This window comes from Gillisella taibaishanensis, assembly GCF_001938985.1.
Lineage (GTDB): Bacteria > Pseudomonadota > Alphaproteobacteria > Rhizobiales > Rhizobiaceae > Allorhizobium > Allorhizobium taibaishanense.
Genome location: NZ_MKIN01000024.1, coordinates 407 through 19,941, shown reverse-complemented (window position 1 = coordinate 19,941; position 19,535 = coordinate 407). Strand labels below are relative to the sequence as shown.

Sequence of the window (19,535 nt, the reverse complement as noted above, 5' to 3'; positions counted from 1 at the left end):
AGAAGCATGTCTGCGGAGAAAAGCCGTTTTGTGGTTTCGGCCGAATGGGTTCAAAAGCAGCTGGGGGCGCCCCAGTTCAAGTTAGTAGACGCCTCCTGGTATCTGCCCGCCCATAATCGCAATGGCGCTGCGGAATATGCCGCCGGCCACATCCCTGGCGCTGTCTTTTTCGACCAAGACCAGATCGCCGATCTTTCCACCAGCCTGCCGCACACACTTCCGTCGCCCGAACGATTTGCCGAAGCCGTCGGCAAACTCGGCATTTCCGAGACCGACACCATCGTGGTTTACGATGGTCCAGGCCTGTTTTCCGCGCCGCGCGTCTGGTGGATGTTCCGGGTGATGGGCGCGCCGAACGTGTTCCTGCTCGACGGCGGCCTCGATGGCTGGAAACAGGAAGGACGGCCGGTGCAGACCGATCTGCCGGAGCCCGCGCCTGCGGAATTCAATACCAACTTCAAGGAAAGCCTGGTCACGCCCTTCGAGGAGATGAAGGATATCGTCGAGACCGGCTCCCGCCAGATCACTGACGCTCGCCCGGCTGGCCGCTTCACCGGCGAAGAAGCAGAGCCGCGCGCCGGCATGCGCTCGGGCCATATGCCCGGCGCCCGCTCCGTGCCCGCCTCGATCCTCGGCGAAAACGGCCGGCTGAAAGACCTCTCAACCCTGCGCCAGATCTTTACGGACGCCGGCGTCGACCTGACTCAGCCGATCGTCACCAGCTGCGGTTCCGGCGTGACGGCTGCGGTCGTGACGCTAGCGCTGCAATCCCTTGGTCATCACGACAACACGGTCTATGACGGCTCCTGGTCGGAATGGGGCTCGCGCAAGGACACGCCCGTGGTCACCGGCCCGGCAGAGCCGATCAAAGGCGATTTGCCATCACCCTTGACCGCCCATGTCACCAAGCTGGAAATGACTTCGCCGCCGAAATCGAGCCTGCCGGTGCCGGTCAATATCCAGACGGCGATCATCCGCGCTACCGAAATGCCCCTGCCCTATTACCGTTTCCTCTACCGCCAGGTGGGCAGCCGCTGGCACTGGTACAAGCGCCTGCAGATTAGCGATGAGGAGCTGAAGGCAACGATCCACAATTCCGATGTGTCGATCTGTGTTCTCTACGTCAACGGCGCGCCGGCCGGCTTCTTCGAGCTGACCCAGCAGACTGACGGCAGCGTCGAGCTCTCCTATTTCGGTCTGTTCGAACACGCTCTTGGCCTCGGCATCGGCAAATGGTTCCTGCTCCAGGCGCTCTACGCGGCCTGGGCAACCAGCCCCACCAGGGTAACGGTTATGACCAACACGCTCGACCATCCCCGCGCCCTGCAGCTCTACCAGCAATTCGGGTTTTCGCCTGTCGAGACCTGGAACGAGCTGGTGGTTCCGCTGTCTGATCAGGAACTGCTCGACATCGTCCGCAAGGACTATGGAATAACCAGCTAAGGCAACTTTAAAACCTAATAGCCAAAAACGAAACGCCGCGTCTGCTCATCAGACGCGGCGTTGTCCGTTTCTGATTCCTATTGAGGAATGTGGATCCGCGCCTTGATATGCTTGAGCTGGGTGACGAGCACGAAGGACATGATCACCATCAGCGACCAAGAGCTCCATTTGCCGAGATGGACCATGGACCAAATGGTCAATTGGTTTGGATAGCGCCAGATCCCAAAGAAGGTGCTTATGTTTTCGGCCAACCAGATGAAGAAGCCGATCAGGATGAAGGCCAGCAACAGTGGCATCCACCTGTCCTTGTCATAGGGACGGAAGACGACGGTGGTGCGGGCGTAAAGACCGAGGGTGCAGGCAGCGATGTACCAACGATAATCGCCGATGAAGTGATTGGTGAAGAAGTTCGCGTAGATTGCCAGGGCGACGATGGCTGCCATCCAGTAAGGCGGATGATGGCGGATCCTCAGATCCAGCAAGCGCCAGGCCTGAATGATATAAGAGCCGATGGCAGCATACATGAAGCCCGAAAATAGCGGCACGCCAAATAGCTTGCTATAGCCAGGATCAGGATAGGACCACGACTGGATGCTGCCTGAGGTCTTGAAGACTTCAAGCGCGAAGCCCAGCACATGGAAGAGCACGATCGCCTTGGCTTCGTCCCAGGTTTCGAGCTTGCCGAACAGCATGGCGAGCTGGATGGTAATGGCAATGACAAACAAGAGGTCGTAGCGCGCAATGCCGAACATGCCCGCGCGCGGCACGAGGAAAACGGCGAGGAAAAACAGGCCGACAAACACACAGGCCCGCGCCTCCTTCACCCCAAAATAGATGAACTCGACAACAAAGCGGAAAAAGCCGGATATGCTTTTAAGCGGACGGCCCGAAATGAGATAGTGATCGAGGCGCAGCAGCCAAGGTCCTTGCGATGCGTCATGATCCGCTTGCTCTACGGATCCAGTCGTGGAATTGCTGCTGTCGATCATATCTGGAGGACATTTGCTTTGGCGTTTGGAACGGGCGGCGCGCAAGGTTTGGCGCGCGGCAGGAGATGGCAGATGCTGTGTGCGACAGCAGCCGTGATTGTCGCAGGTCTTCTGTTGAGGGTCTATGGCTACCGGATTGGGCTACCATTCTTTTGTGTCAAATATGGCGGCTCTCTCCTTTGGGGAGCGATGGTCTATGGGCTGGTCGCATCAGCCCTCTCCAAGATCCGACCGTGGCCTGTCGCCGCAGCATCCTTTGCCTTGGCGGTCGCCGTGGAGTTGTCGCGACTCATACATACGCCGGCCCTCGACGCCTTTCGATTGACCCTTGCCGGCGCGTTGCTACTTGGCCGTATCTTTTCACCCTGGAATATTCTCGCCTATGGACTCGGCATCGCCGCCGCCTTGATCATCGACCATATCCTGCTTCTCAAGCGGAAAAGCACAGACAGTCAAGCGGCGGACGGCAAAGTTGGACACAGCTGAGATAAACCGCCGTTTGCTCCGCGGGGGCTGTGGCCAAAGTCCTATTTTCCGCCAAGGCCGTCCTTCCAGGTCTTCCAATCGCCAATCACCACATCCGCGAACCGGCCGCCGACCCGGTAGGCATTGGTGACCGCAGGCAGGAAGCCGCCGGACTTGCCGGTGAGCGATTCGATCGCGGTCCGGCCGAAAGGTTCGCGATCGAAGTTGGAGGCGGTCCGCAGCACCAGCACGCGATTGAAATCCACAAGACCCGCCGTTGAGGCCCGCTTCAGCGCCGTCAGAGTGGCATTGTCTTCCATTTGCGTTGTGCAGTAATGCGCCTTGCCATCGGTGACCAGGCTGGCAAAGCGCTCGGTCGCCTCGGCCTCCTTGGCGCCGTGCCAATAGGTATCAGCTGAGACCGTATCGCAGATTTTCACGGAAGGCGCGGCCTTGGCAGCTGGGCTCGCATAAGCGGCCCGATAGGCTTTGGCGACGTCGCCGTCGAGCAGCTCTACCGACTGCGTCAGGTCATAGGCTTTCTGAACCAACGCATCGTTTAGAGCATAGACTTCGGTGCCTGCAGCCCATTTGGGTTTCTCGGTCGGGCTTGCGGCGCCCAGCGGCACCTGCCCGTCTGGCCAATCCTTCTCGATTTGGCGGGCGTCGATATCGTGACGCAGCCCGCCATCAACGACATAACGCGCCCAGAGCGCCGAGCCAAGCGTGCCTTCTTTTGGATTGACGCCGGCAATGCCCGCGATCAGCACATAGGTCTTGCGCAGATCGAACCGACGGTCGAAGGCAACGGCCATGGATGAGCTTGCCGCATTGGCATAGCCCATCGCCGTGGTCATCACACAGAGACCCTGGCTATCGCAGGCGACCTCGGGATACTCGGCAGACAGGCCAGGCACCTTAACCTTGGTGGTGAACTTGCGCCCAGCAAGCCAGGGCTTGGTCTCTTCGCCAAACATGGTGATGACGAGTACCTTTGGTGCGATCTTCTTGACAGCGCGACGCGACGCAGGCTCGGCGGCATGGCTCGTCGCTGCACCAGCGGTCAGCGCTACCACGGACACAGCAAGGCCAAAGGCAACGGCGAAAACAGGCAATCTCGATGTCATGGGCGGATCTCTTTCAAAGGCAGCTTTTACGCCTTTAGACCATCTGATGACGGCATCCGCAATCACTTTGGCTGGCCAAAATCGGTGGGATCGCGTCAATCCAAGCAAACCTTGCCGGCACCAGAACCACAGATAACGTGCCCCTTCCCTACTACGCGCCAGACATGCAAAAAGGCCGGATGGTTTCCCATCCGGCCTTCAAACAAAACGACCGAAGTCGTCTATGACTTATGCGGCTTCGGCAACTTCGGCTTCAGCTGCAACGCGAGCCTTGTCAGCTGCGCCCTTGGCATCGACGTCGCGTTCAACGAATTCGATGACGGCCATGGCAGCATTGTCGCCCTGGCGGAAACCGGCCTTCATGATGCGCAGGTAGCCGCCGTTGCGGGTGGCGTAGCGCGTTGCGATGGCGTCGAACAGCTTGGCAACGACGGCAACGTCGCGGATCTGCGAGATCGCCTGACGGCGAGCATGCAGATCGCCACGCTTGCCGAGCGTGACGAGCTTTTCAACGATCGGGCGAATTTCCTTCGCCTTCGGCAGGGTGGTGACGATCTGCTCATGCAGGATGAGCGAAGCAGCCATGTTGGCGAACATTGACTTACGGTGGCTGGCGGTACGGTTCAGCTTGCGGCCGGCTTTCTGGTGGCGCATTGCTATTCTCCTTTAAGTGCAGGCTCTGTCTCAGAGGCTGCCGTTTCCTGACACATACGGGCATGCGCCCGCAGTTTGACGGGGAAAGGCAGGTTTAGAGGCTGCCTTCACTGTTATTAATACTGATCTTCGTAACGCTTCGCGAGATCTTCGATGTTCTCAGGCGGCCATGCCGGTACTTCCATACCGAGGTGCAGGCCCATGGAAGCGAGAACTTCCTTGATTTCGTTCAGCGACTTGCGACCGAAGTTCGGCGTGCGCAGCATTTCGGCTTCGGTCTTCTGAATGAGATCGCCAATATACACGATATTGTCGTTCTTCAGGCAGTTGGCCGAACGGACCGAAAGCTCGAGTTCGTCGACCTTCTTGAGCAGAGCCGGGTTGAAAGCCAGTTCGGTGACGGCTTCTTCCTCGGCTTCGCGCTGCGGCTCGTCGAAGTTGACAAAGACGGAGAGCTGGTCCTGGAGAATGCGAGCGGCGAAAGCCACAGCGTCTTCACCCGAAACAGACCCATCGGTCTCGATGGTCATGGTCAGCTTGTCGTAGTCGAGAACCTGGCCTTCACGGGTGTTTTCCACCTTGTAGGACACTTTCTTGACCGGCGAATACAGGCTGTCGACCGGGATGAGGCCGATCGGAGCATCTTCCGCACGGTTACGATCGGCCGGGACGTAGCCCTTGCCGTTGTTGACCGTGAATTCCATCCGGATCTCAGCACCTTCATCCAACGTGCAGATGACGTGGTGCGGATTGAGGATCTCGATATCGCCAACAGTCTGGATATCGCCAGCAGTGACGATGCCCGGACCCTGCTTGCGAACAACCATGCGCTTTGCGTCATCGCCGTCCATCTTGATGGCGATTTCCTTGATGTTCAGGACGATGTCGGTGACATCTTCGCGAACGCCAGGGATCGACGAGAATTCATGCAGAACGCCATCGATCTGGACAGCCGTAACAGCTGCACCGCGCAGGGACGACAGAAGCACGCGACGAAGGGCGTTGCCCAGCGTCAGGCCGAAGCCACGCTCAAGCGGTTCAGCAACCAGGGTGGCCTTGGTACGGCCGCTGGAGGAGAACTCAACCTTGTTCGGCTTGATCAGTTCCTGCCAATTCTTCTGAATCATATGTTTACCTTCCGTTCGTCGCCACCATTCAATCGTGACGACCGAGCATGAGAAGAACCGGGATCGTCAAATACAATCCCGGCCGGATGAAGAATGATCAGACGCGGCGCTTCTTGCGAGGACGGCAACCGTTGTGCGGGATCGGGGTCACATCGCGGATCGACGTAATCATGAAGCCAGCAGCCTGCAGAGCGCGCAGAGCCGACTCACGGCCGGAACCCGGACCGCAAACTTCGACTTCGAGCGACTTCATGCCATGTTCCTGAGCCTTCTTGGCGCAATCTTCGGCAGCAATCTGAGCGGCAAACGGGGTCGACTTACGCGAACCCTTGAAGCCCTTGGCACCAGCAGACGACCAGGCAATAGCGTTGCCCTGTGCATCCGTGATGGTGATCATCGTGTTATTGAAAGTCGAGTTTACGTGAGCAACACCCGACGAAATATTCTTGCGCTCTCTACGACGAACGCGTGTGGCTTCCTTGGCCATTCAATGTCCTTTCATTGATCTCGACACCGCCGTAACACCAGCGGCTCCACCGGAAAGGGCGAAAACACCCTCTCCAAAACTGCAACAAGGCCGGCACTGACGTGCCAGCCTTTGTTTCGCAATAAAGCGAAACTTACTTCTTCTTGCCTGCGATAGCCTTTGCCGGGCCCTTACGGGTACGGGCATTGGTATGCGTGCGCTGACCGCGAACAGGCAAGCCACGACGATGACGCAGACCGCGGTAGCAGCCCAAGTCCATCAGACGCTTGATGTTCATTGCGGTGTCGCGACGCAGGTCACCTTCGACCTGGTAATCGCGGTCGATGGTTTCGCGGATCGCCAGGACTTCAGCGTCCGTCAGCTGATGAACGCGACGGTCGGCAGCAAGACCGACCTTCTCCATGATTTCCTGTGCGAACTTCGGACCGATCCCATGAATATAGGTCAGCGCGATAACAACGCGCTTTGCCGTTGGGATGTTGACGCCAGCGATACGTGCCACGCCTATTCTCCTTGCGTTCCAGTTGCCATCCGGCAAGTGGTGTGTCGTTACACGGCCCCAAAGAGCCGCAATTACAAAAACGAGTTCTCAACAGTCAAAAGACCGAACCCGTCTTCCAGCATTGGAAGATCGCGCCGGTCGCTTCAATGTTGCGAGTTGGCGCGGTCTTTAGCGGAATCGGCTGACAAAAGCAACCGGCCCCATCGAGATTCTTGATGACAACATTCCGGCTGCGCCGGTGGTTCAGGCCTTTTCGAGGACCGAACCGATCGCTTCCGTCACCGAATCCATGTCAGCCATACCGTCAAGCACAACCAACTGCCCCTTGGCCGCATAGTGCGCAGACAAAGGTGCCGTCTTTTCCCGGTATTCTCCGATCCGCTTGCGGAACGACTCGGGGTTGTCGTCAGACCGAACGGTACCGCCGGCAGCAACGGTCTCTGCAGCCCGCCGCTCGATTCGGCCAATCAAGGCTTCTTCGTCGACTTTGAGTTCGATAACAGCGTCTAGAACGATTCCAGCTCTGCTCATATTTTCAGCAAGAGCAATGGCCTGAGGCACCGTGCGCGGATAGCCATCGAGAATGAATCCCTTGGCACAGTCAGGCGCCTGGATGCGTTCCGCAACGATCTGGTTGACGACGTCGTCGGAAACCAGTTCGCCAGCGTCCATCAGCGCCTTAGCGCGCTTACCGATGTCAGTGCCGGCAGTCACAGCCGCCCGCAGCATATCGCCTGTGGAGAGCTGGGGAATACCGTATTTATCCGTCAGGCGCTTGGCTTGGGTTCCCTTGCCCGCCCCGGGCGGTCCCAAAAGTATGATTCTCATCTTCCCCTCTTTCCTCCACGCAACTTTGATTTCTTGATCAGCCCCTCGTACTGCTGAGCAATCAGATGACCCTGTATCTGTGCTACCGTATCCAGGGTAACGCTGACAACAATCAAAAGCGAAGTACCACCAAGGGATAAGGGCACCCCGGTCTGGGAAACCAAAATTTCGGGAAGGATACAGACGAAGACAAGGTAAATAGCGCCGACCACGGTAATGCGGGTCAGGACGTAATCGATATATTCCGCCGTGCGATCACCAGGGCGAATACCTGGAATGAAGCCGCCATGCTTCTTCAGATTATCGGCTGTATCCTTCGGGTTGAAGACGATCGCCGTGTAGAAGAAGGCAAAGAAACCGATCAGCAGTGCATAGAGCACCATATAGGCTGGCTGGCCATGGCCGAGCGAGCTGATGATGGTCGTCGCCCAGGCAGGCAAAGTCGACGTACCGGTAAAGCCAGCCGCCGTTGCCGGCAAGAGAAGCAGCGACGACGCAAAGATCGCAGGAATAACGCCTGACGTGTTCAGCTTCAGCGGCAGATGCGACGTATCGCCCTGGAACATCCGATTGCCGACCTGGCGTTTCGGATACTGGATCAGCAGTCGGCGCTGCGCCCGCTCAAAGAACACGATCAGCGCGATGACACCAATGGCAACGACGAGCACTGTCAGGATGAGGGCTGTCGAGAGTGCACCCGTACGGCCGAGTTCCAGCGTACCCGCCAAAGCTGTCGGCAGACCGGCGGCAATACCGGCGAAAATGATCAGAGAAATACCGTTACCGATGCCGCGCGAGGTGATCTGCTCACCGAGCCACATCAGGAACATCGTGCCACCCAGTAGGGTCACGACAGTCGACAGGCGGAAGAACAGGCCAGGGTCAGTGACCAGACCGCTGCCATGCTCGAGGCCGACGGCAATGCCATAGGCCTGCAACGTGCCCAACAGAACGGTGCCGTAGCGCGTATACTGGTTGATGATCTTGCGGCCCTGTTCGCCTTCTTTCTTGAGGTTCTCAAGCGAGGGAACAACCGAGGTCATCAGCTGAACGATGATGGATGCCGAAATGTAGGGCATGATGCCGAGGGCGAAGATCGCCATGCGCTGCACGGCACCACCGGAAAACATGTTGAACAGCCCGAGAATGCCGCCGGACTGGCCCTTGAAGGCTGCCGCGTACGCTTCGGGGTTGAGGCCGGGCAGCGGAATATGAGTGCCCAAGCGATAGACAAGAAGGGCGGCCAGCGTGAACCAGATACGCTTTTTCAGATCCTCTGCCTTGGCAAAGGTTGAAAAATTCAGGTTCGAGGCCAATTGTTCCGCTGCAGAAGCCATAAAATTCTCCGCGTCACCCCATACGGCGGCTCAAGAATGAATGGCCTGCCGAAGGTAAAATTCGTTCTCTCTCGCAGAAAACCGGGGGCGGAGCGATTGCATTGCAACCAGATGCCTCTCCCTCTGTTTCCGAAACTCCCGGACGACGGATTAACCGCCCATGGGTCGCGAGGCACACATATGGTAGAAAAATCGCCCGGTGTGAAGCACCCCGGGCGATTAATTTAATCGATTATTCCGACTTTTCAGCCGCAGCAGACAGCTGCTTGATCGAGCCGCCAGCCTTTTCGATCTTTTCGACGGCAGCCTTGGAAGCGCCGGCAACTTCGAGCGTCAGCTTGGCCTTCAGATCGCCATCGCTGAGGACGCGTACACCATCCTTCAGGCGGCGAATCACGCCAGCAGCCTTCAGAGCCGCTGCATCGATCGTTGCGGAAGCGTCGAGCTTGCCAGCATCGATCGCAATCTGGATCCGGCCGACCGATACGGTCGTGAATTCAGAAGCGAAGATGTTGTTGAAGCCGCGCTTCGGCAGGCGACGATAGATCGGCATCTGGCCGCCTTCGAAGCCGTTGATAGCAACGCCCGAACGAGCCTTCTGACCCTTGACGCCGCGACCACCGGTCTTGCCCTTGCCGGAACCAATACCGCGACCAACGCGGATACGGTCCTTGGTGGCGCCTTCGTTGTCTTTGATTTCATTCAGTTTCATGACAGTTTCCTCCGTCTCACTTCTCGTCGACGACGCGAACGAGATGCTGGACAGCACGGATCATGCCACGAACCGAAGGCGTATCTTCCAACGTGCGGACCCGATGCATCTTGTTGAGACCCAGGCCGACAAGCGTCTGGCGCTGTACAGCCGGGCGGCGAATAGGCGAACCGATCTGCTCGACCGTGATCGTCTTCTTGGCTTCAGTGTTCTTGGCCATCGTGCAGCTCCTTACTCTTCAGTACCGTTGCCGGACGCGGCACGACGGGCCTGCAAGGTCGCATACTTCAGGCCACGCTGTGCAGCGATGTCCTTAGGATGAACCTGGTGCTTCAGCGCGTCGAAGGTCGCACGAACCATGTTGTAAGGGTTCGAGGAGCCGGTCGACTTGGCAACAACGTCATGCATGCCGAGCGTTTCGAAAACAGCGCGCATCGGGCCACCGGCGATGATGCCGGTACCAGCCTTGGCGGAGCGCAGCAGAACCTTGCCGGCGCCGTGGCGGCCGTGCACGTCGTGATGCAGCGTACGGCCGTCGCGCAGCGGTACGAAGATCAGGTCGCGCTTGGCAGATTCAGTGGCCTTGCGGATTGCTTCCGGCACTTCACGTGCCTTGCCGTGACCAAAGCCAACGCGGCCCTTCTGGTCGCCGACGACGACGAGAGCAGCGAAGCCGAAACGACGGCCGCCCTTGACGACTTTTGCAACGCGATTGATGGCGACCAGCTTGTCGACAAATTCGCTATCACGTTCTTCACGGTTCTGACGGTCATCCCGCGAACCACGCTTTTCTTGTGCCATTGTCCTTTTCCTTTTTTCTTTTCCGGGTGCAATCGGCAGATTACAATCTTGAATAACGCCCCGCCCCTTCAAGGGTCATGCCCTCAAGGGTAAAGCGTTTCCGGCATGTGCGGCAAAGCCGCGAAACCGCCCGGCGCTTGCGCATCCGGGCGGCTATTTCATTAGAAGGACAGACCGCCTTCGCGGGCTGCTTCTGCCAGGGCCTTGATGCGGCCATGATAGATAAAGGCGCCACGGTCGAACACGACTTCCTTGACACCAGCGGCAACGGCGCGCTCGGCGACCAGCTTGCCAACCGCAGCAGCTGCTGCGGTGTCGGCGCCGGTCTTCAGGGAAGAGCGCAGGCTGCCGTCCAGCGTCGAAGCGGCGGCCAGTGTGCGGCCGGCCACGTCGTCGATGACCTGGACGTAGATGTTCTTCGAAGAGCGATGTACCGACAGACGCGGACGGCCATTGGCCACCGCCTTGATCTGACGTCGTACGCGGTTGGCACGACGTACAAGTGCTTCTTTTCTGCTTGCCATTTCGCGCGTTCCTTACTTCTTCTTGCCTTCTTTGCGGACGATCCGCTCTTCGGCATACTTGACGCCCTTGCCCTTGTAGGGCTCGGGGCCGCGGTATTCGCGGATCTCGGCAGCGACCTGACCGACCTGCTGCTTGTTGATCCCGGAAACCACGATTTCCGTCGGCTTCGGAACGGCGATAGTGATGCCCTGCGGCGGCTCATACACAACGTCGTGGGAGAAGCCGAGAGCCAGCTGCAGGTTCTTGCCCTGCAGCGACGCGCGGTAACCAACGCCGTTGATTTCGAGCTTGCGCTCGTAGCCGTCCTTAACACCCTTCAGGATGTTTTCGATCATCGTGCGGGACATGCCCCACTTCGAACGAGCATCCTTGGAGTTGTTTGCCGGCTTGACGACAATAGCGTTGTCTTCAAGCGCGACAGAGATTTCGTCATTGGCGACGAAGAAAAGTTCGCCCTTAGGGCCCTTGGCAGTTACTTTTTGGCCATCAACCGAGGCCGTAATCCCTGCAGGAACCTGAACGGGCTTTTTACCGATACGAGACATGTGATTATCCTGTCTGTTCGCTAGGGAGATCTCTGCGCTGTCTTAGAAGACAGAGCAGAGAACCTCGCCACCAACATTCTGTTCGCGAGCCTGGTGATCGGCCATTACGCCCTTCGGAGTCGAAAGGATGGTAATGCCGAGGCCGTTCGCGACCTGCGGAATGGACTTAACCGAGACATAAACTCGGCGGCCCGGCTTGGACACGCGGCCGATCTCACGGATCACCGACGCGCCTTCGTAATATTTCAGCTCGATCGTGATCTCGGCCTTGCCGTTCCCATGATCGATTTCCGAATAGCCACGGATGTAGCCTTCAGCCTGCAGGACATCCAGAACGCGTGCGCGCAGCTTGGAAGCCGGAGTAACTACCGAAGCCTTGCGGCGGGCAGCGCCATTCCGGATACGGGTGAGCATATCGCCCAACGGATCAGTCATCGTCATTTGCCCGTCTCCTTACCAGCTCGACTTAACAATGCCCGGCACCTTGCCGGAATTGCCCAGCTCACGAAGCGCGATACGCGACATCTTGAGCTTGCGATAGAAAGCGCGCGGACGGCCGGTGACTTCGCAACGGTTGCGAATGCGGGTCTTGGAGCCATCGCGCGGCATTTCTGCCAGCTTCAGGGTTGCCTTGAACCGGTCCTCGATGGACATGGACTGGTTCATGATGATTGCCTTCAGCTCGGCGCGCTTGGCCGACTGCTGGGCAACTGTCTTTCGGCGGCGCTTGTTCTTTTCAACTGCGCTGGTCTTCGCCATATGGAAGTTCCTCTTCTACGCTCGTCGTTACGGTTATTGACGGAAGGGGAAGCTGAACTCTTTCAAAAGAGCGCGTGCTTCGTCATCCGTTGGTGCCGTCGTGCAAACGATGATGTCCATGCCCCACATCTGATCAACCTTATCGTAGTTGATCTCAGGGAACACAATGTGCTCCTTGATGCCCATGGCGAAGTTGCCACGGCCGTCAAAGCTCTTCGGGTTCAGGCCCCGGAAGTCGCGAACGCGCGGAAGCGCGATATGGATAAGACGATCCAGGAACTCATACATGCGAGCGCCGCGCAGGGTAACCTTTGCGCCGATCGGCATGCCTTCGCGGACCTTGAAGCCGGCGATGGAGTTACGAGCACGAGTGATAACCGGCTTCTGGCCAGCGATCGCAGCGAGATCGGCAGCAGCAACGGTGGGCTTCTTGGAGTCGGCAGTTGCCTCACCCACGCCCATGTTGATGACGATCTTCTCGAGCTTCGGGATCTGCATTTCGTTGGCGTAGGAAAACTGCTCGCGCAGTGCCTGACGAATGCGGTTTACATATTCGGTCTTGAGCCGTGGCTCATACTTGGACTCAGCCATCGATCACATCTCCCGAACGCTTGGCGAAACGAACCTTCTTGCCATCCACAACCTTGAAACCAACGCGAGTCGGCTTGCCGTCTGCGTCGATGATCGAGAGGTTGGACAAATGGATCGAAGCTTCCTTGCTGATGATGCCAGCTTCCTGGGTCTGCGTCTGACGCTGATGGCGCTTCACGACGTTGATGCCCCGAACGACCGCACGGTCTTCCTTCGGCATAACCTGGAGAACTTCGCCAGCCTGGCCCTTGTCCTTACCGGTGAGTACGACAACCTTGTCGCCCTTACGAATCTTTTGCATAATGAATCGCTCCCCTTAAAGAACTTCAGGAGCCAGCGAGATGATCTTCATGTGGTTCTTGGCGCGAAGTTCGCGCGGAACCGGTCCGAAGATACGGCTGCCGATTGGCTCTTTCTTATTGTCGATAAGAACTGCTGCGTTGTTATCGAAGCGGATGACGCTGCCGTCGGCGCGACGGATGTCCTTGGCGGTACGAACCACCACGGCCTTCATCACATCACCCTTCTTCACGCGGCCGCGCGGAATAGCTTCCTTGATCGAAACGACGATAATGTCGCCGACCGAAGCATACTTGCGCTTAGAACCGCCCAGCACTTTGATGCACATGACACGACGCGCGCCGGAATTATCGGCAACGTCGAGGTTAGTCTGCATCTGAATCATGTCAGGTCGCCTTCTCGTTATACCGGAACGGTTGGGCTACGCCCCCTATTCCGGCTTATGGATCTTTATCAATGTCGAGCGGAGGAGGATCTTGCAAAGGTGGTTTCCTCAAAAGGACCTTCCCTGCGCTCAAAGCAAAAGAACGCTCTCGAAGGAGCGTTCCTGCGCCGTTGCGGTGCTTCTACAGATTTTTGGGAAAGGCGCAAGTGGCCTTGCCCAATTCTCTGCAAATTAAGCCTGGGCGGTGATAACCGTCCAGCACTTGTCCTTGGAGATCGGTGCGCATTCCTCGATGGAAACGACATCGCCGACCTTGTATTGATTGTTCTCGTCGTGAGCCTTGTACTTCTTCGAACGACGAACGGTCTTCTGGAGCAGCGGGTGAGCGAATCGACGCTCAACCCGGACCACAATCGTCTTCTCGTTCTTGTCGCTGACCACGACGCCCTGCAGAATGCGTTTCGGCATTATTCTTCTGGTCCTTTAGGCCTTGGCTTCTGCCGCCTTCTGGCGGGCAATGGTTTTCACGCGGGCGATGTCCTTGCGGACTTCGTTGATGCGCGAGGACTTTTCAAGCTGGCCAGTTGCCTTCTGGAAGCGCAGGTTAAACTGCTCCTTCTTCAGGCTGCCCAACTCGTCCTTCAACTGATCAGCGCTCATGGCGCGGATATCTGCGGCTTTCATGGCTTGATCCTCACTCTGCAATGCGCTGTACGAAGCGCGTTTTTACCGAGAGCTTGGCCGAGCCGAGACGCAGCGCCTCGCGGGCGATTTCCTCGGACACACCGTCGATCTCGAACATCATACGGCCGGGCTTGACCTTGCATGCCCAGTATTCAACAGAGCCCTTACCCTTACCCATACGGACTTCGGTAGGCTTTGCCGTGACCGGCACATCAGGGAATACCCGGATCCACACGCGACCTGCGCGCTTCATGTAGCGCGTGATCGCGCGGCGGGCCGCTTCGATCTCGCGTGCATTGACGCGGTTAGGCTCGAGAGCCTTCAAGCCGAACTCGCCGAAAGCCAGGTCGAAACCGCCCTTGGCCACACCCTTGATGCGACCCTTGAACTGCTTGCGGTACTTGGTACGCTTTGGCTGCAACATTTATCTATTCTCCGAACTTTTCTCCGAGCGCGCCTAATCAGGCGTTCTCGCGACGACGGTTGTTGTTGTTGCCGCCCTGTGCGTCACTTTCCAGCGCCCGGCGTTCCGAGGCCATCGGATCGTGCTCAAGGATTTCGCCCTTGAAGATCCAAACCTTGATGCCGCAGATACCGTAAGCGGTTTCGGCTTCGGCCGTACCGTAATCGATATCAGCACGCAGGGTGTGAAGCGGCACGCGACCTTCGCGGTACCATTCCGTACGGGCAATTTCAGCACCGCCGAGACGGCCTGCGCAGGTGATCTTGATGCCTTCGGCACCCAGACGCATGGCAGACTGAACGGCACGCTTCATGGCGCGGCGGAAAGCGATACGGCGCTCGAGCTGCTGGGCAATGCCCTGAGCAACCAGCGTGGCGTCAACTTCCGGCTTGCGCACTTCAACAATGTTGAGGTGCGTTTCGGAATTGGTCATTTCGGAAAGCTTCTTGCGAAGCTTTTCGATGTCCGCACCCTTCTTGCCGATGATCAGGCCCGGACGAGCCGAGTGGATCGTGACGCGGCACTTCTTGTGCGGACGCTCGATGACCACCTTAGCGATGCCAGCCTGCTTCAGCTCGGTCATCAGATAGGCACGAATCTTCAGGTCTTCATGAAGAAGCTGACTGTATTCGGCGTTGTCGGCGAACCAACGGCTATCCCAAGTCCTGTTAATGCCCAGGCGGAAACCGATTGGATTGATTTTCTGACCCATTATGCGGCCTCCCCATTGGCTTCGACTTCGCGCACGACGATCGTGAGGTGCGAGAACGGCTTTTCGATGCGCGATGCGCGGCCGCGGCCACGAGCGTGGAAACGCTTCATGGTGATCGACTTGCCAACATAGGCCTCAGCGACGATCAGCTGATCGACGTCGAGGTCGTGGTTGTTCTCGGCGTTAGCGATTGCAGATTCCAGCGTCTTCTTGACGGTATCGGCGATGCGCTTGCGCGAGAAGGTCAGGTCGGCCAGAGCGCGGTCGACCTTCTTGCCACGGATCAAAGCTGCAACCAGGTTGAGCTTCTGAGGGCTGACGCGGAGCGTGCGCGCAACGGCCTGCGCCTCGTTATCCTTCAGCCGGCGTTCGGCTTTTGCCTTGCCCATCGTTACTTCCTCTTCGCCTTCTTGTCCGCACCGTGACCGTAATAGGTCCGGGTGGGAGCGAATTCACCGAATTTATGGCCAACCATGTCTTCGTTGACGCTGACCGGGATATGCTTGCTGCCGTTGTAGACGCCGAACGTCAAACCGACAAACTGCGGCAAGATGGTGGACCGGCGGGTCCACATCTTGATCACTTCGCTACGACCGCTTTCGCGAACCTTCTCAGCCTTCTTAAGAAGGTAGCCGTCAACGAAGGGGCCTTTCCATACTGAACGAGCCATCTCTGACTACCTCTCTTACTTCTTCTTCTGGTGGCGGGAGCGCATGATGAACTTGTCGGTAGACTTGTTCGAACGCGTGCGCTTGCCCTTGGTCGGCTTGCCCCAAGGGGAAACCGGGTGACGGCCACCGGAAGTGCGGCCTTCACCACCGCCGTGCGGGTGGTCAACAGGGTTCATGACGACACCGCGAACATGCGGCTTCTTACCACGCCAGCGAGAACGACCGGCCTTGCCGTCGTTGATGTTGCCGTGATCGGCGTTGGATACGGCGCCAACCGTTGCAAGGCACGAGCCGTGCACCAGGCGCTGTTCGCCAGAGCTAAGACGCAGGATCGCCATGCCGGCATCACGGCCGACCAGCTGAACGTAAGCACCAGCCGAACGAGCGACCTGACCGCCCTTACCGGGCTTCAGCTCGACATTGTGAACGATCGAACCAACCGGAACGTACTGCAGCGGCATAGCGTTGCCGGGCTTTACGTCGACGGCCTTGCTGGAAGCGATGACCTTGTCACCAGCAGCAAGACGCTGCGGTGCCAGGATATAGGCCTGCTCGCCATCGGCATAGGTGATCAACGCGATGAACGCGGTGCGGTTCGGGTCGTATTCCAGACGCTCGACAGTGCCTTCTACGTCGAACTTGCGACGCTTGAAATCCACCAGACGATAGGTGCGCTTGTGACCGCCGCCCTGAAAGCGAACGGTGATACGGCCGAGGTTGTTGCGGCCGCCCTTCGAAGACAGACCCTCGGTCAGCGACTTGACAGGCTTGCCCTTGTAGAGGCCCGACCGGTCAACGATGACCAGCTGGCGCTGGCTCGGGGTCGTCGGATTGAAACTTTTCAATGCCATTTTTCTGTTCCTCAGAGACCGGTGGAGACGTCGATGGACTGACCCTCGGCGAGCGTAACGATCGCCTTCTTCACGTCCTTCTGCTTACCGGCGAAACCGCGGAAACGCTTAGTCTTGCCCTTGCGGAGCAGCGTGTTCACGGCCGTGACCTTGACACCGAACAGCGCTTCGACAGCAGCCTTGATTTCAGGCTTGGAAGCGGTGCGGGCGACGTTGAAGACCACCTGGTTGAAATCGGAAACCAGCGTGGACTTTTCAGTGATCGACGGGGAGACGATCACGTCGTAGTGGCGAAGATCAGTCATTTGAACCGCTCCTCCAGAGCTTCAACCGCAGCCTTGGAAAGCACGAGCTTGCCGCGACGCAGGATGTCGTAAACGTTGATGCCCTGAACCGGAAGAACATCGATATTCGGGACGTTCTGGGCAGCGAGCTTGAAATTGGTGTCGAGTTCGGCACCACCGATAACCAGCGCATTCACCAGCCCGAGAGCTTCGAACACGCCGATGGCGCCCTTGGTCTTGGCTTCGGAAGCGACCAGCTGATCGACGATGATCAGTTCGTCAGCCTTGAACTTTGCCGAGAGAGCGTGACGCAGAGCCAGCGCGCGAACCTTCTTGGGAAGGTCATGCTCATGGCTGCGAACGACTGGGCCGTGGGCCTTGCCGCCGCCGCGGAACTGCGGAGCGCGAGCCGAATGGTGACGAGCGCGGCCCGTACCCTTCTGCTTGTACATCTTGGCACCGGTGCGCGATACTTCGGCACGGGTCTTGGTCTTGTGGGTGCCCTGCTGCTTCTTGGCGAGCTGCCAACGAATCATGCGAGCAATGATATCTTCACGGGGTTCGAGGCCGAAGATGGCGTCGGACAGGGAAACCTTACCGGCATCCTTCCCCTCGAGGGTCTTGACGTTGAGTTCCATGGTTTGGCTCCCTTACTTCGCTGCCGACTTGACGGCGTCGCGCACGATGATCCAGGAACCCTTGGAACCGGGCACAGCGCCCTTCACAAGGATCAGACCGCGATCTTCATCGGTCGAAACGACTTCCAGATTCTGGGTGGTGACGCGGGTCTGGCCCATGTGACCAGCCATGCGCTTGCCCTTCCAGACCTTACCAGGATCCTGGTTGGAGCCGGTCGAACCGTGCGAACGGTGCGAAACGGACACGCCGTGGGTTGCACGCAGACCACCGAAGTTATGACGCTTCATGGCACCGGCGAAACCCTTACCGATCGTGGTACCGGTAACGTCGACCAGCTGGCCGGCAGCAAAATGGCCAGCCTTCAGCTCGGAGCCGACATCCATCAGCTGATCTTCGGAAACGCGAAATTCGACGAGCTTAGCCTTGGGCTCGACGTTTGCAGCGGCGAAATTGCCGCGCATAGCCTTGGACGTGTTCTTGACCTTGGCCTGGCCGGCGCCGAGCTGAACGGCAGTGTAGCCGTGCTTGTCGACAGTCCGCTGAGCCAGGACCTGGCAGTTATCCAAGCGTAGTACTGTTACCGGGACATGCTCGCCGGCGTCATTATAGACCCGGGTCATTCCCACTTTCTGTGCAATCACACCTGAACGCATCGGTTCATTCCTCTTGAGAGTAAAACAAGTGCTTTGCAGCACTTGCCCGCCTCTTTGTTTAAGGATTCCATTCCAGCCCTTCCGGACCTTTAGGTTTCCCGTTTCGAGAAGTCGTTGGCAGGTCTTGCCACGTACCTTCCTTGTTATTTCGGCTCTCGCCGGAATTGGTTTTTAAAGCTTGATTTCGACGTCTACGCCGGCAGCCAGGTCGAGCTTCATAAGAGCGTCGACGGTCTGCGGGGTCGGATCAACGATGTCCAGCAGACGCTTGTGGGTGCGCATTTCAAACTGTTCGCGGCTCTTCTTGTCGACGTGAGGCGAACGGTTGACGGTGAATTTTTCAATACGGGTCGGGAGCGGAACCGGGCCGCGGACGCTTGCACCGGTACGCTTTGCCGTCTGCACGATTTCGCGCGTGGAGGCATCGAGAACCCGGTGATCAAACGCCTTCAGGCGGATACGGATATTCTGGCCGTTCATTCGACTTGTCCTTATTCGTTTTTCTTAACGTCTTGCTCGCGCAAAGACAGTGAATTACCAATTTCTGGCCGGCCCCGTATTGTCAAAAATCACAGAGACCAATGGTCTGTCTCTGTCACCTTACTGCATCAGGGGCCCTACCAGCGCGGCCCAGACAGGACCGGCATATTCAGCAGAGCCAAAGGAAAGGGTGGCGATGCGCCGCGCTTCCTTGTTCGTGGCGGGGGCATACAACGTCCCCGTCTTTTCGTCAACTGATTCCCGAAAATAAAGAGGCGCGGCAGTTGTGCCGCGCCCTTTATCTGTGCAGGACGTCAAAGTCGCCATGTCCGAACCGTACCTTGGCACCGTCCGGACCTCTCAGCGAGCGTCGGCAGCTTTCGCTACCGACGCATCGATCATTACTCGATGATCGACGCTACGATGCCGGCGCCGACGGTACGGCCGCCTTCGCGGATAGCGAAGCGCAGCTTTTCTTCCATCGCGATCGGAACGATCAGCTCAACCTGAACCGTGACGTT

At 58.1% G+C, this 19,535-nt stretch carries 32 protein-coding genes; 2 read left to right on the top strand and 30 right to left on the bottom strand.

The features are described 5' to 3' along the window. Positions 1 to 6 precede the first annotated feature (6 nt). On the top strand, positions 7 to 1,443 hold the full coding sequence (gene sseA / locus BJF91_RS19040; RefSeq protein ID WP_075616129.1) for a 3-mercaptopyruvate sulfurtransferase: 1,437 nt from the start codon (positions 7 to 9) through the stop codon (positions 1,441 to 1,443). A gap of 77 nt (positions 1,444 to 1,520) precedes the next feature. Here sseA and BJF91_RS19035 read toward each other — a convergent pair whose 3' ends face one another. Then, positions 1,521 to 2,432, bottom strand: a complete 912-nt coding sequence (locus BJF91_RS19035; protein WP_083943387.1) for a DUF817 domain-containing protein — start codon at positions 2,430 to 2,432, stop codon at positions 1,521 to 1,523. A 72-nt stretch (positions 2,433 to 2,504) separates the two neighbouring features. On the opposite strand from BJF91_RS19035, the gene BJF91_RS19030 reads away from it, so the two are divergent. After that, on the top strand, positions 2,505 to 2,918 hold the full coding sequence (locus BJF91_RS19030) for a ribosomal maturation YjgA family protein (protein WP_139310772.1): 414 nt from the start codon (positions 2,505 to 2,507) through the stop codon (positions 2,916 to 2,918). 41 nt (positions 2,919 to 2,959) lie between these two features. Here BJF91_RS19030 and BJF91_RS19025 read toward each other — a convergent pair whose 3' ends face one another. From BJF91_RS19025 to BJF91_RS25590, 29 genes are all read right to left on the bottom strand, one after another. Further along, entirely contained in the window at positions 2,960 to 4,024 is a 1,065-nt protein-coding gene (locus BJF91_RS19025; RefSeq protein WP_083943386.1) for a purine-nucleoside phosphorylase, read from the bottom strand. A gap of 228 nt (positions 4,025 to 4,252) precedes the next feature. Further along, a complete protein-coding gene (gene rplQ, locus BJF91_RS19020) occupies positions 4,253 to 4,678 on the bottom strand; it encodes a 50S ribosomal protein L17 (RefSeq protein ID WP_075616128.1) in 426 nt (141 codons plus the stop codon). Positions 4,679 to 4,794: 116 nt separating this feature from the next. Then, on the bottom strand, positions 4,795 to 5,805 hold the full coding sequence (locus tag BJF91_RS19015) for a DNA-directed RNA polymerase subunit alpha (RefSeq protein WP_075616127.1): 1,011 nt from the start codon (positions 5,803 to 5,805) through the stop codon (positions 4,795 to 4,797). A 97-nt stretch (positions 5,806 to 5,902) separates the two neighbouring features. Further along, positions 5,903 to 6,292 (bottom strand): 30S ribosomal protein S11, encoded by a 390-nt coding sequence (gene rpsK, locus BJF91_RS19010; protein ID WP_015915761.1) that lies wholly within the window; start codon positions 6,290 to 6,292, stop codon positions 5,903 to 5,905. A gap of 133 nt (positions 6,293 to 6,425) precedes the next feature. Then, positions 6,426 to 6,794, bottom strand: a complete 369-nt coding sequence (rpsM, locus tag BJF91_RS19005) for a 30S ribosomal protein S13 (RefSeq protein WP_060715700.1) — start codon at positions 6,792 to 6,794, stop codon at positions 6,426 to 6,428. A 243-nt stretch (positions 6,795 to 7,037) separates the two neighbouring features. Next, positions 7,038 to 7,622, bottom strand: a complete 585-nt coding sequence (locus BJF91_RS19000) for an adenylate kinase (protein ID WP_075616126.1) — start codon at positions 7,620 to 7,622, stop codon at positions 7,038 to 7,040. Continuing rightward, positions 7,619 to 8,959 (bottom strand): preprotein translocase subunit SecY, encoded by a 1,341-nt coding sequence (gene secY / locus BJF91_RS18995; RefSeq protein ID WP_075616125.1) that lies wholly within the window; start codon positions 8,957 to 8,959, stop codon positions 7,619 to 7,621. The genes BJF91_RS19000 and secY overlap by 4 nt, the downstream gene beginning before the upstream one ends. Positions 8,960 to 9,191: 232 nt before the next feature. Next, positions 9,192 to 9,671: a 50S ribosomal protein L15 gene (gene rplO / locus BJF91_RS18990; protein ID WP_075616124.1), complete on the bottom strand. Its 480-nt coding sequence runs from the start codon at positions 9,669 to 9,671 to the stop codon at positions 9,192 to 9,194. Between the two features lie 16 nt (positions 9,672 to 9,687). Beyond that, positions 9,688 to 9,891 carry a 50S ribosomal protein L30 gene (gene rpmD / locus BJF91_RS18985; protein WP_075616123.1) on the bottom strand — a complete coding sequence of 68 codons (204 nt, stop codon included), beginning with the start codon at positions 9,889 to 9,891 and terminating at the stop codon, positions 9,688 to 9,690. Between the two features lie 11 nt (positions 9,892 to 9,902). Next, the gene (gene rpsE, locus BJF91_RS18980; RefSeq protein WP_075616122.1) at positions 9,903 to 10,472 is read right to left on the bottom strand and encodes a 30S ribosomal protein S5; all 570 of its coding nucleotides are present in this window, start codon (positions 10,470 to 10,472) and stop codon (positions 9,903 to 9,905) included. 161 nt (positions 10,473 to 10,633) lie between these two features. Then, positions 10,634 to 10,996 (bottom strand): 50S ribosomal protein L18, encoded by a 363-nt coding sequence (gene rplR, locus BJF91_RS18975; RefSeq protein WP_015915754.1) that lies wholly within the window; start codon positions 10,994 to 10,996, stop codon positions 10,634 to 10,636. Between the two features lie 12 nt (positions 10,997 to 11,008). Next, positions 11,009 to 11,542: a 50S ribosomal protein L6 gene (gene rplF, locus BJF91_RS18970; protein WP_075616121.1), complete on the bottom strand. Its 534-nt coding sequence runs from the start codon at positions 11,540 to 11,542 to the stop codon at positions 11,009 to 11,011. A 42-nt stretch (positions 11,543 to 11,584) separates the two neighbouring features. After that, positions 11,585 to 11,983: a 30S ribosomal protein S8 gene (gene rpsH, locus BJF91_RS18965; protein ID WP_015915752.1), complete on the bottom strand. Its 399-nt coding sequence runs from the start codon at positions 11,981 to 11,983 to the stop codon at positions 11,585 to 11,587. 12 nt (positions 11,984 to 11,995) lie between these two features. Then, the gene (gene rpsN, locus BJF91_RS18960) at positions 11,996 to 12,301 is read right to left on the bottom strand and encodes a 30S ribosomal protein S14 (protein ID WP_075616120.1); all 306 of its coding nucleotides are present in this window, start codon (positions 12,299 to 12,301) and stop codon (positions 11,996 to 11,998) included. Positions 12,302 to 12,334: 33 nt separating this feature from the next. Continuing rightward, positions 12,335 to 12,892: a 50S ribosomal protein L5 gene (rplE, locus tag BJF91_RS18955; RefSeq protein ID WP_075616119.1), complete on the bottom strand. Its 558-nt coding sequence runs from the start codon at positions 12,890 to 12,892 to the stop codon at positions 12,335 to 12,337. After that, positions 12,885 to 13,193 carry a 50S ribosomal protein L24 gene (rplX, locus tag BJF91_RS18950; RefSeq protein WP_075616118.1) on the bottom strand — a complete coding sequence of 103 codons (309 nt, stop codon included), beginning with the start codon at positions 13,191 to 13,193 and terminating at the stop codon, positions 12,885 to 12,887. The genes rplE and rplX overlap by 8 nt, the downstream gene beginning before the upstream one ends. Positions 13,194 to 13,208: 15 nt before the next feature. Further along, positions 13,209 to 13,577, bottom strand: coding sequence for a 50S ribosomal protein L14 (rplN, locus tag BJF91_RS18945; protein WP_015915748.1), 369 nt, complete (start codon positions 13,575 to 13,577; stop codon positions 13,209 to 13,211). A gap of 231 nt (positions 13,578 to 13,808) precedes the next feature. Then, entirely contained in the window at positions 13,809 to 14,045 is a 237-nt protein-coding gene (rpsQ, locus tag BJF91_RS18940) for a 30S ribosomal protein S17 (RefSeq protein WP_075616117.1), read from the bottom strand. A gap of 15 nt (positions 14,046 to 14,060) precedes the next feature. Beyond that, positions 14,061 to 14,261 carry a 50S ribosomal protein L29 gene (rpmC, locus tag BJF91_RS18935; RefSeq protein WP_075616116.1) on the bottom strand — a complete coding sequence of 67 codons (201 nt, stop codon included), beginning with the start codon at positions 14,259 to 14,261 and terminating at the stop codon, positions 14,061 to 14,063. A gap of 10 nt (positions 14,262 to 14,271) precedes the next feature. Then, complete coding sequence (gene rplP / locus BJF91_RS18930) at positions 14,272 to 14,685, bottom strand: 50S ribosomal protein L16 (protein ID WP_015915745.1); 414 nt, start codon at positions 14,683 to 14,685, stop codon at positions 14,272 to 14,274. Between the two features lie 37 nt (positions 14,686 to 14,722). Continuing rightward, a complete protein-coding gene (rpsC, locus tag BJF91_RS18925; protein WP_075616115.1) occupies positions 14,723 to 15,436 on the bottom strand; it encodes a 30S ribosomal protein S3 in 714 nt (237 codons plus the stop codon). Beyond that, positions 15,436 to 15,825: a 50S ribosomal protein L22 gene (gene rplV / locus BJF91_RS18920; protein ID WP_075616114.1), complete on the bottom strand. Its 390-nt coding sequence runs from the start codon at positions 15,823 to 15,825 to the stop codon at positions 15,436 to 15,438. Before rplV ends, rpsC begins: the two co-directional genes overlap by 1 nt. A 2-nt stretch (positions 15,826 to 15,827) precedes the next feature. Further along, a complete protein-coding gene (gene rpsS / locus BJF91_RS18915; RefSeq protein WP_015915742.1) occupies positions 15,828 to 16,106 on the bottom strand; it encodes a 30S ribosomal protein S19 in 279 nt (92 codons plus the stop codon). Positions 16,107 to 16,121: 15 nt separating this feature from the next. Continuing rightward, positions 16,122 to 16,958, bottom strand: a complete 837-nt coding sequence (gene rplB, locus BJF91_RS18910) for a 50S ribosomal protein L2 (protein WP_075616113.1) — start codon at positions 16,956 to 16,958, stop codon at positions 16,122 to 16,124. An 11-nt stretch (positions 16,959 to 16,969) separates the two neighbouring features. Further along, a complete protein-coding gene (locus BJF91_RS18905) occupies positions 16,970 to 17,263 on the bottom strand; it encodes a 50S ribosomal protein L23 (RefSeq protein WP_015915740.1) in 294 nt (97 codons plus the stop codon). Continuing rightward, positions 17,260 to 17,880, bottom strand: coding sequence for a 50S ribosomal protein L4 (rplD, locus tag BJF91_RS18900; RefSeq protein ID WP_075616112.1), 621 nt, complete (start codon positions 17,878 to 17,880; stop codon positions 17,260 to 17,262). The genes BJF91_RS18905 and rplD overlap by 4 nt, the downstream gene beginning before the upstream one ends. A gap of 12 nt (positions 17,881 to 17,892) precedes the next feature. Beyond that, the gene (gene rplC / locus BJF91_RS18895) at positions 17,893 to 18,534 is read right to left on the bottom strand and encodes a 50S ribosomal protein L3 (RefSeq protein ID WP_075616111.1); all 642 of its coding nucleotides are present in this window, start codon (positions 18,532 to 18,534) and stop codon (positions 17,893 to 17,895) included. Between the two features lie 171 nt (positions 18,535 to 18,705). Next, positions 18,706 to 19,014 carry a 30S ribosomal protein S10 gene (rpsJ, locus tag BJF91_RS18890; protein WP_009109911.1) on the bottom strand — a complete coding sequence of 103 codons (309 nt, stop codon included), beginning with the start codon at positions 19,012 to 19,014 and terminating at the stop codon, positions 18,706 to 18,708. A gap of 401 nt (positions 19,015 to 19,415) precedes the next feature. Next, positions 19,416 to 19,535 (bottom strand): EF-Tu C-terminal domain-related protein (locus BJF91_RS25590; protein ID WP_139310797.1); only part of this gene is annotated, 120 nt, incomplete at its 5' end.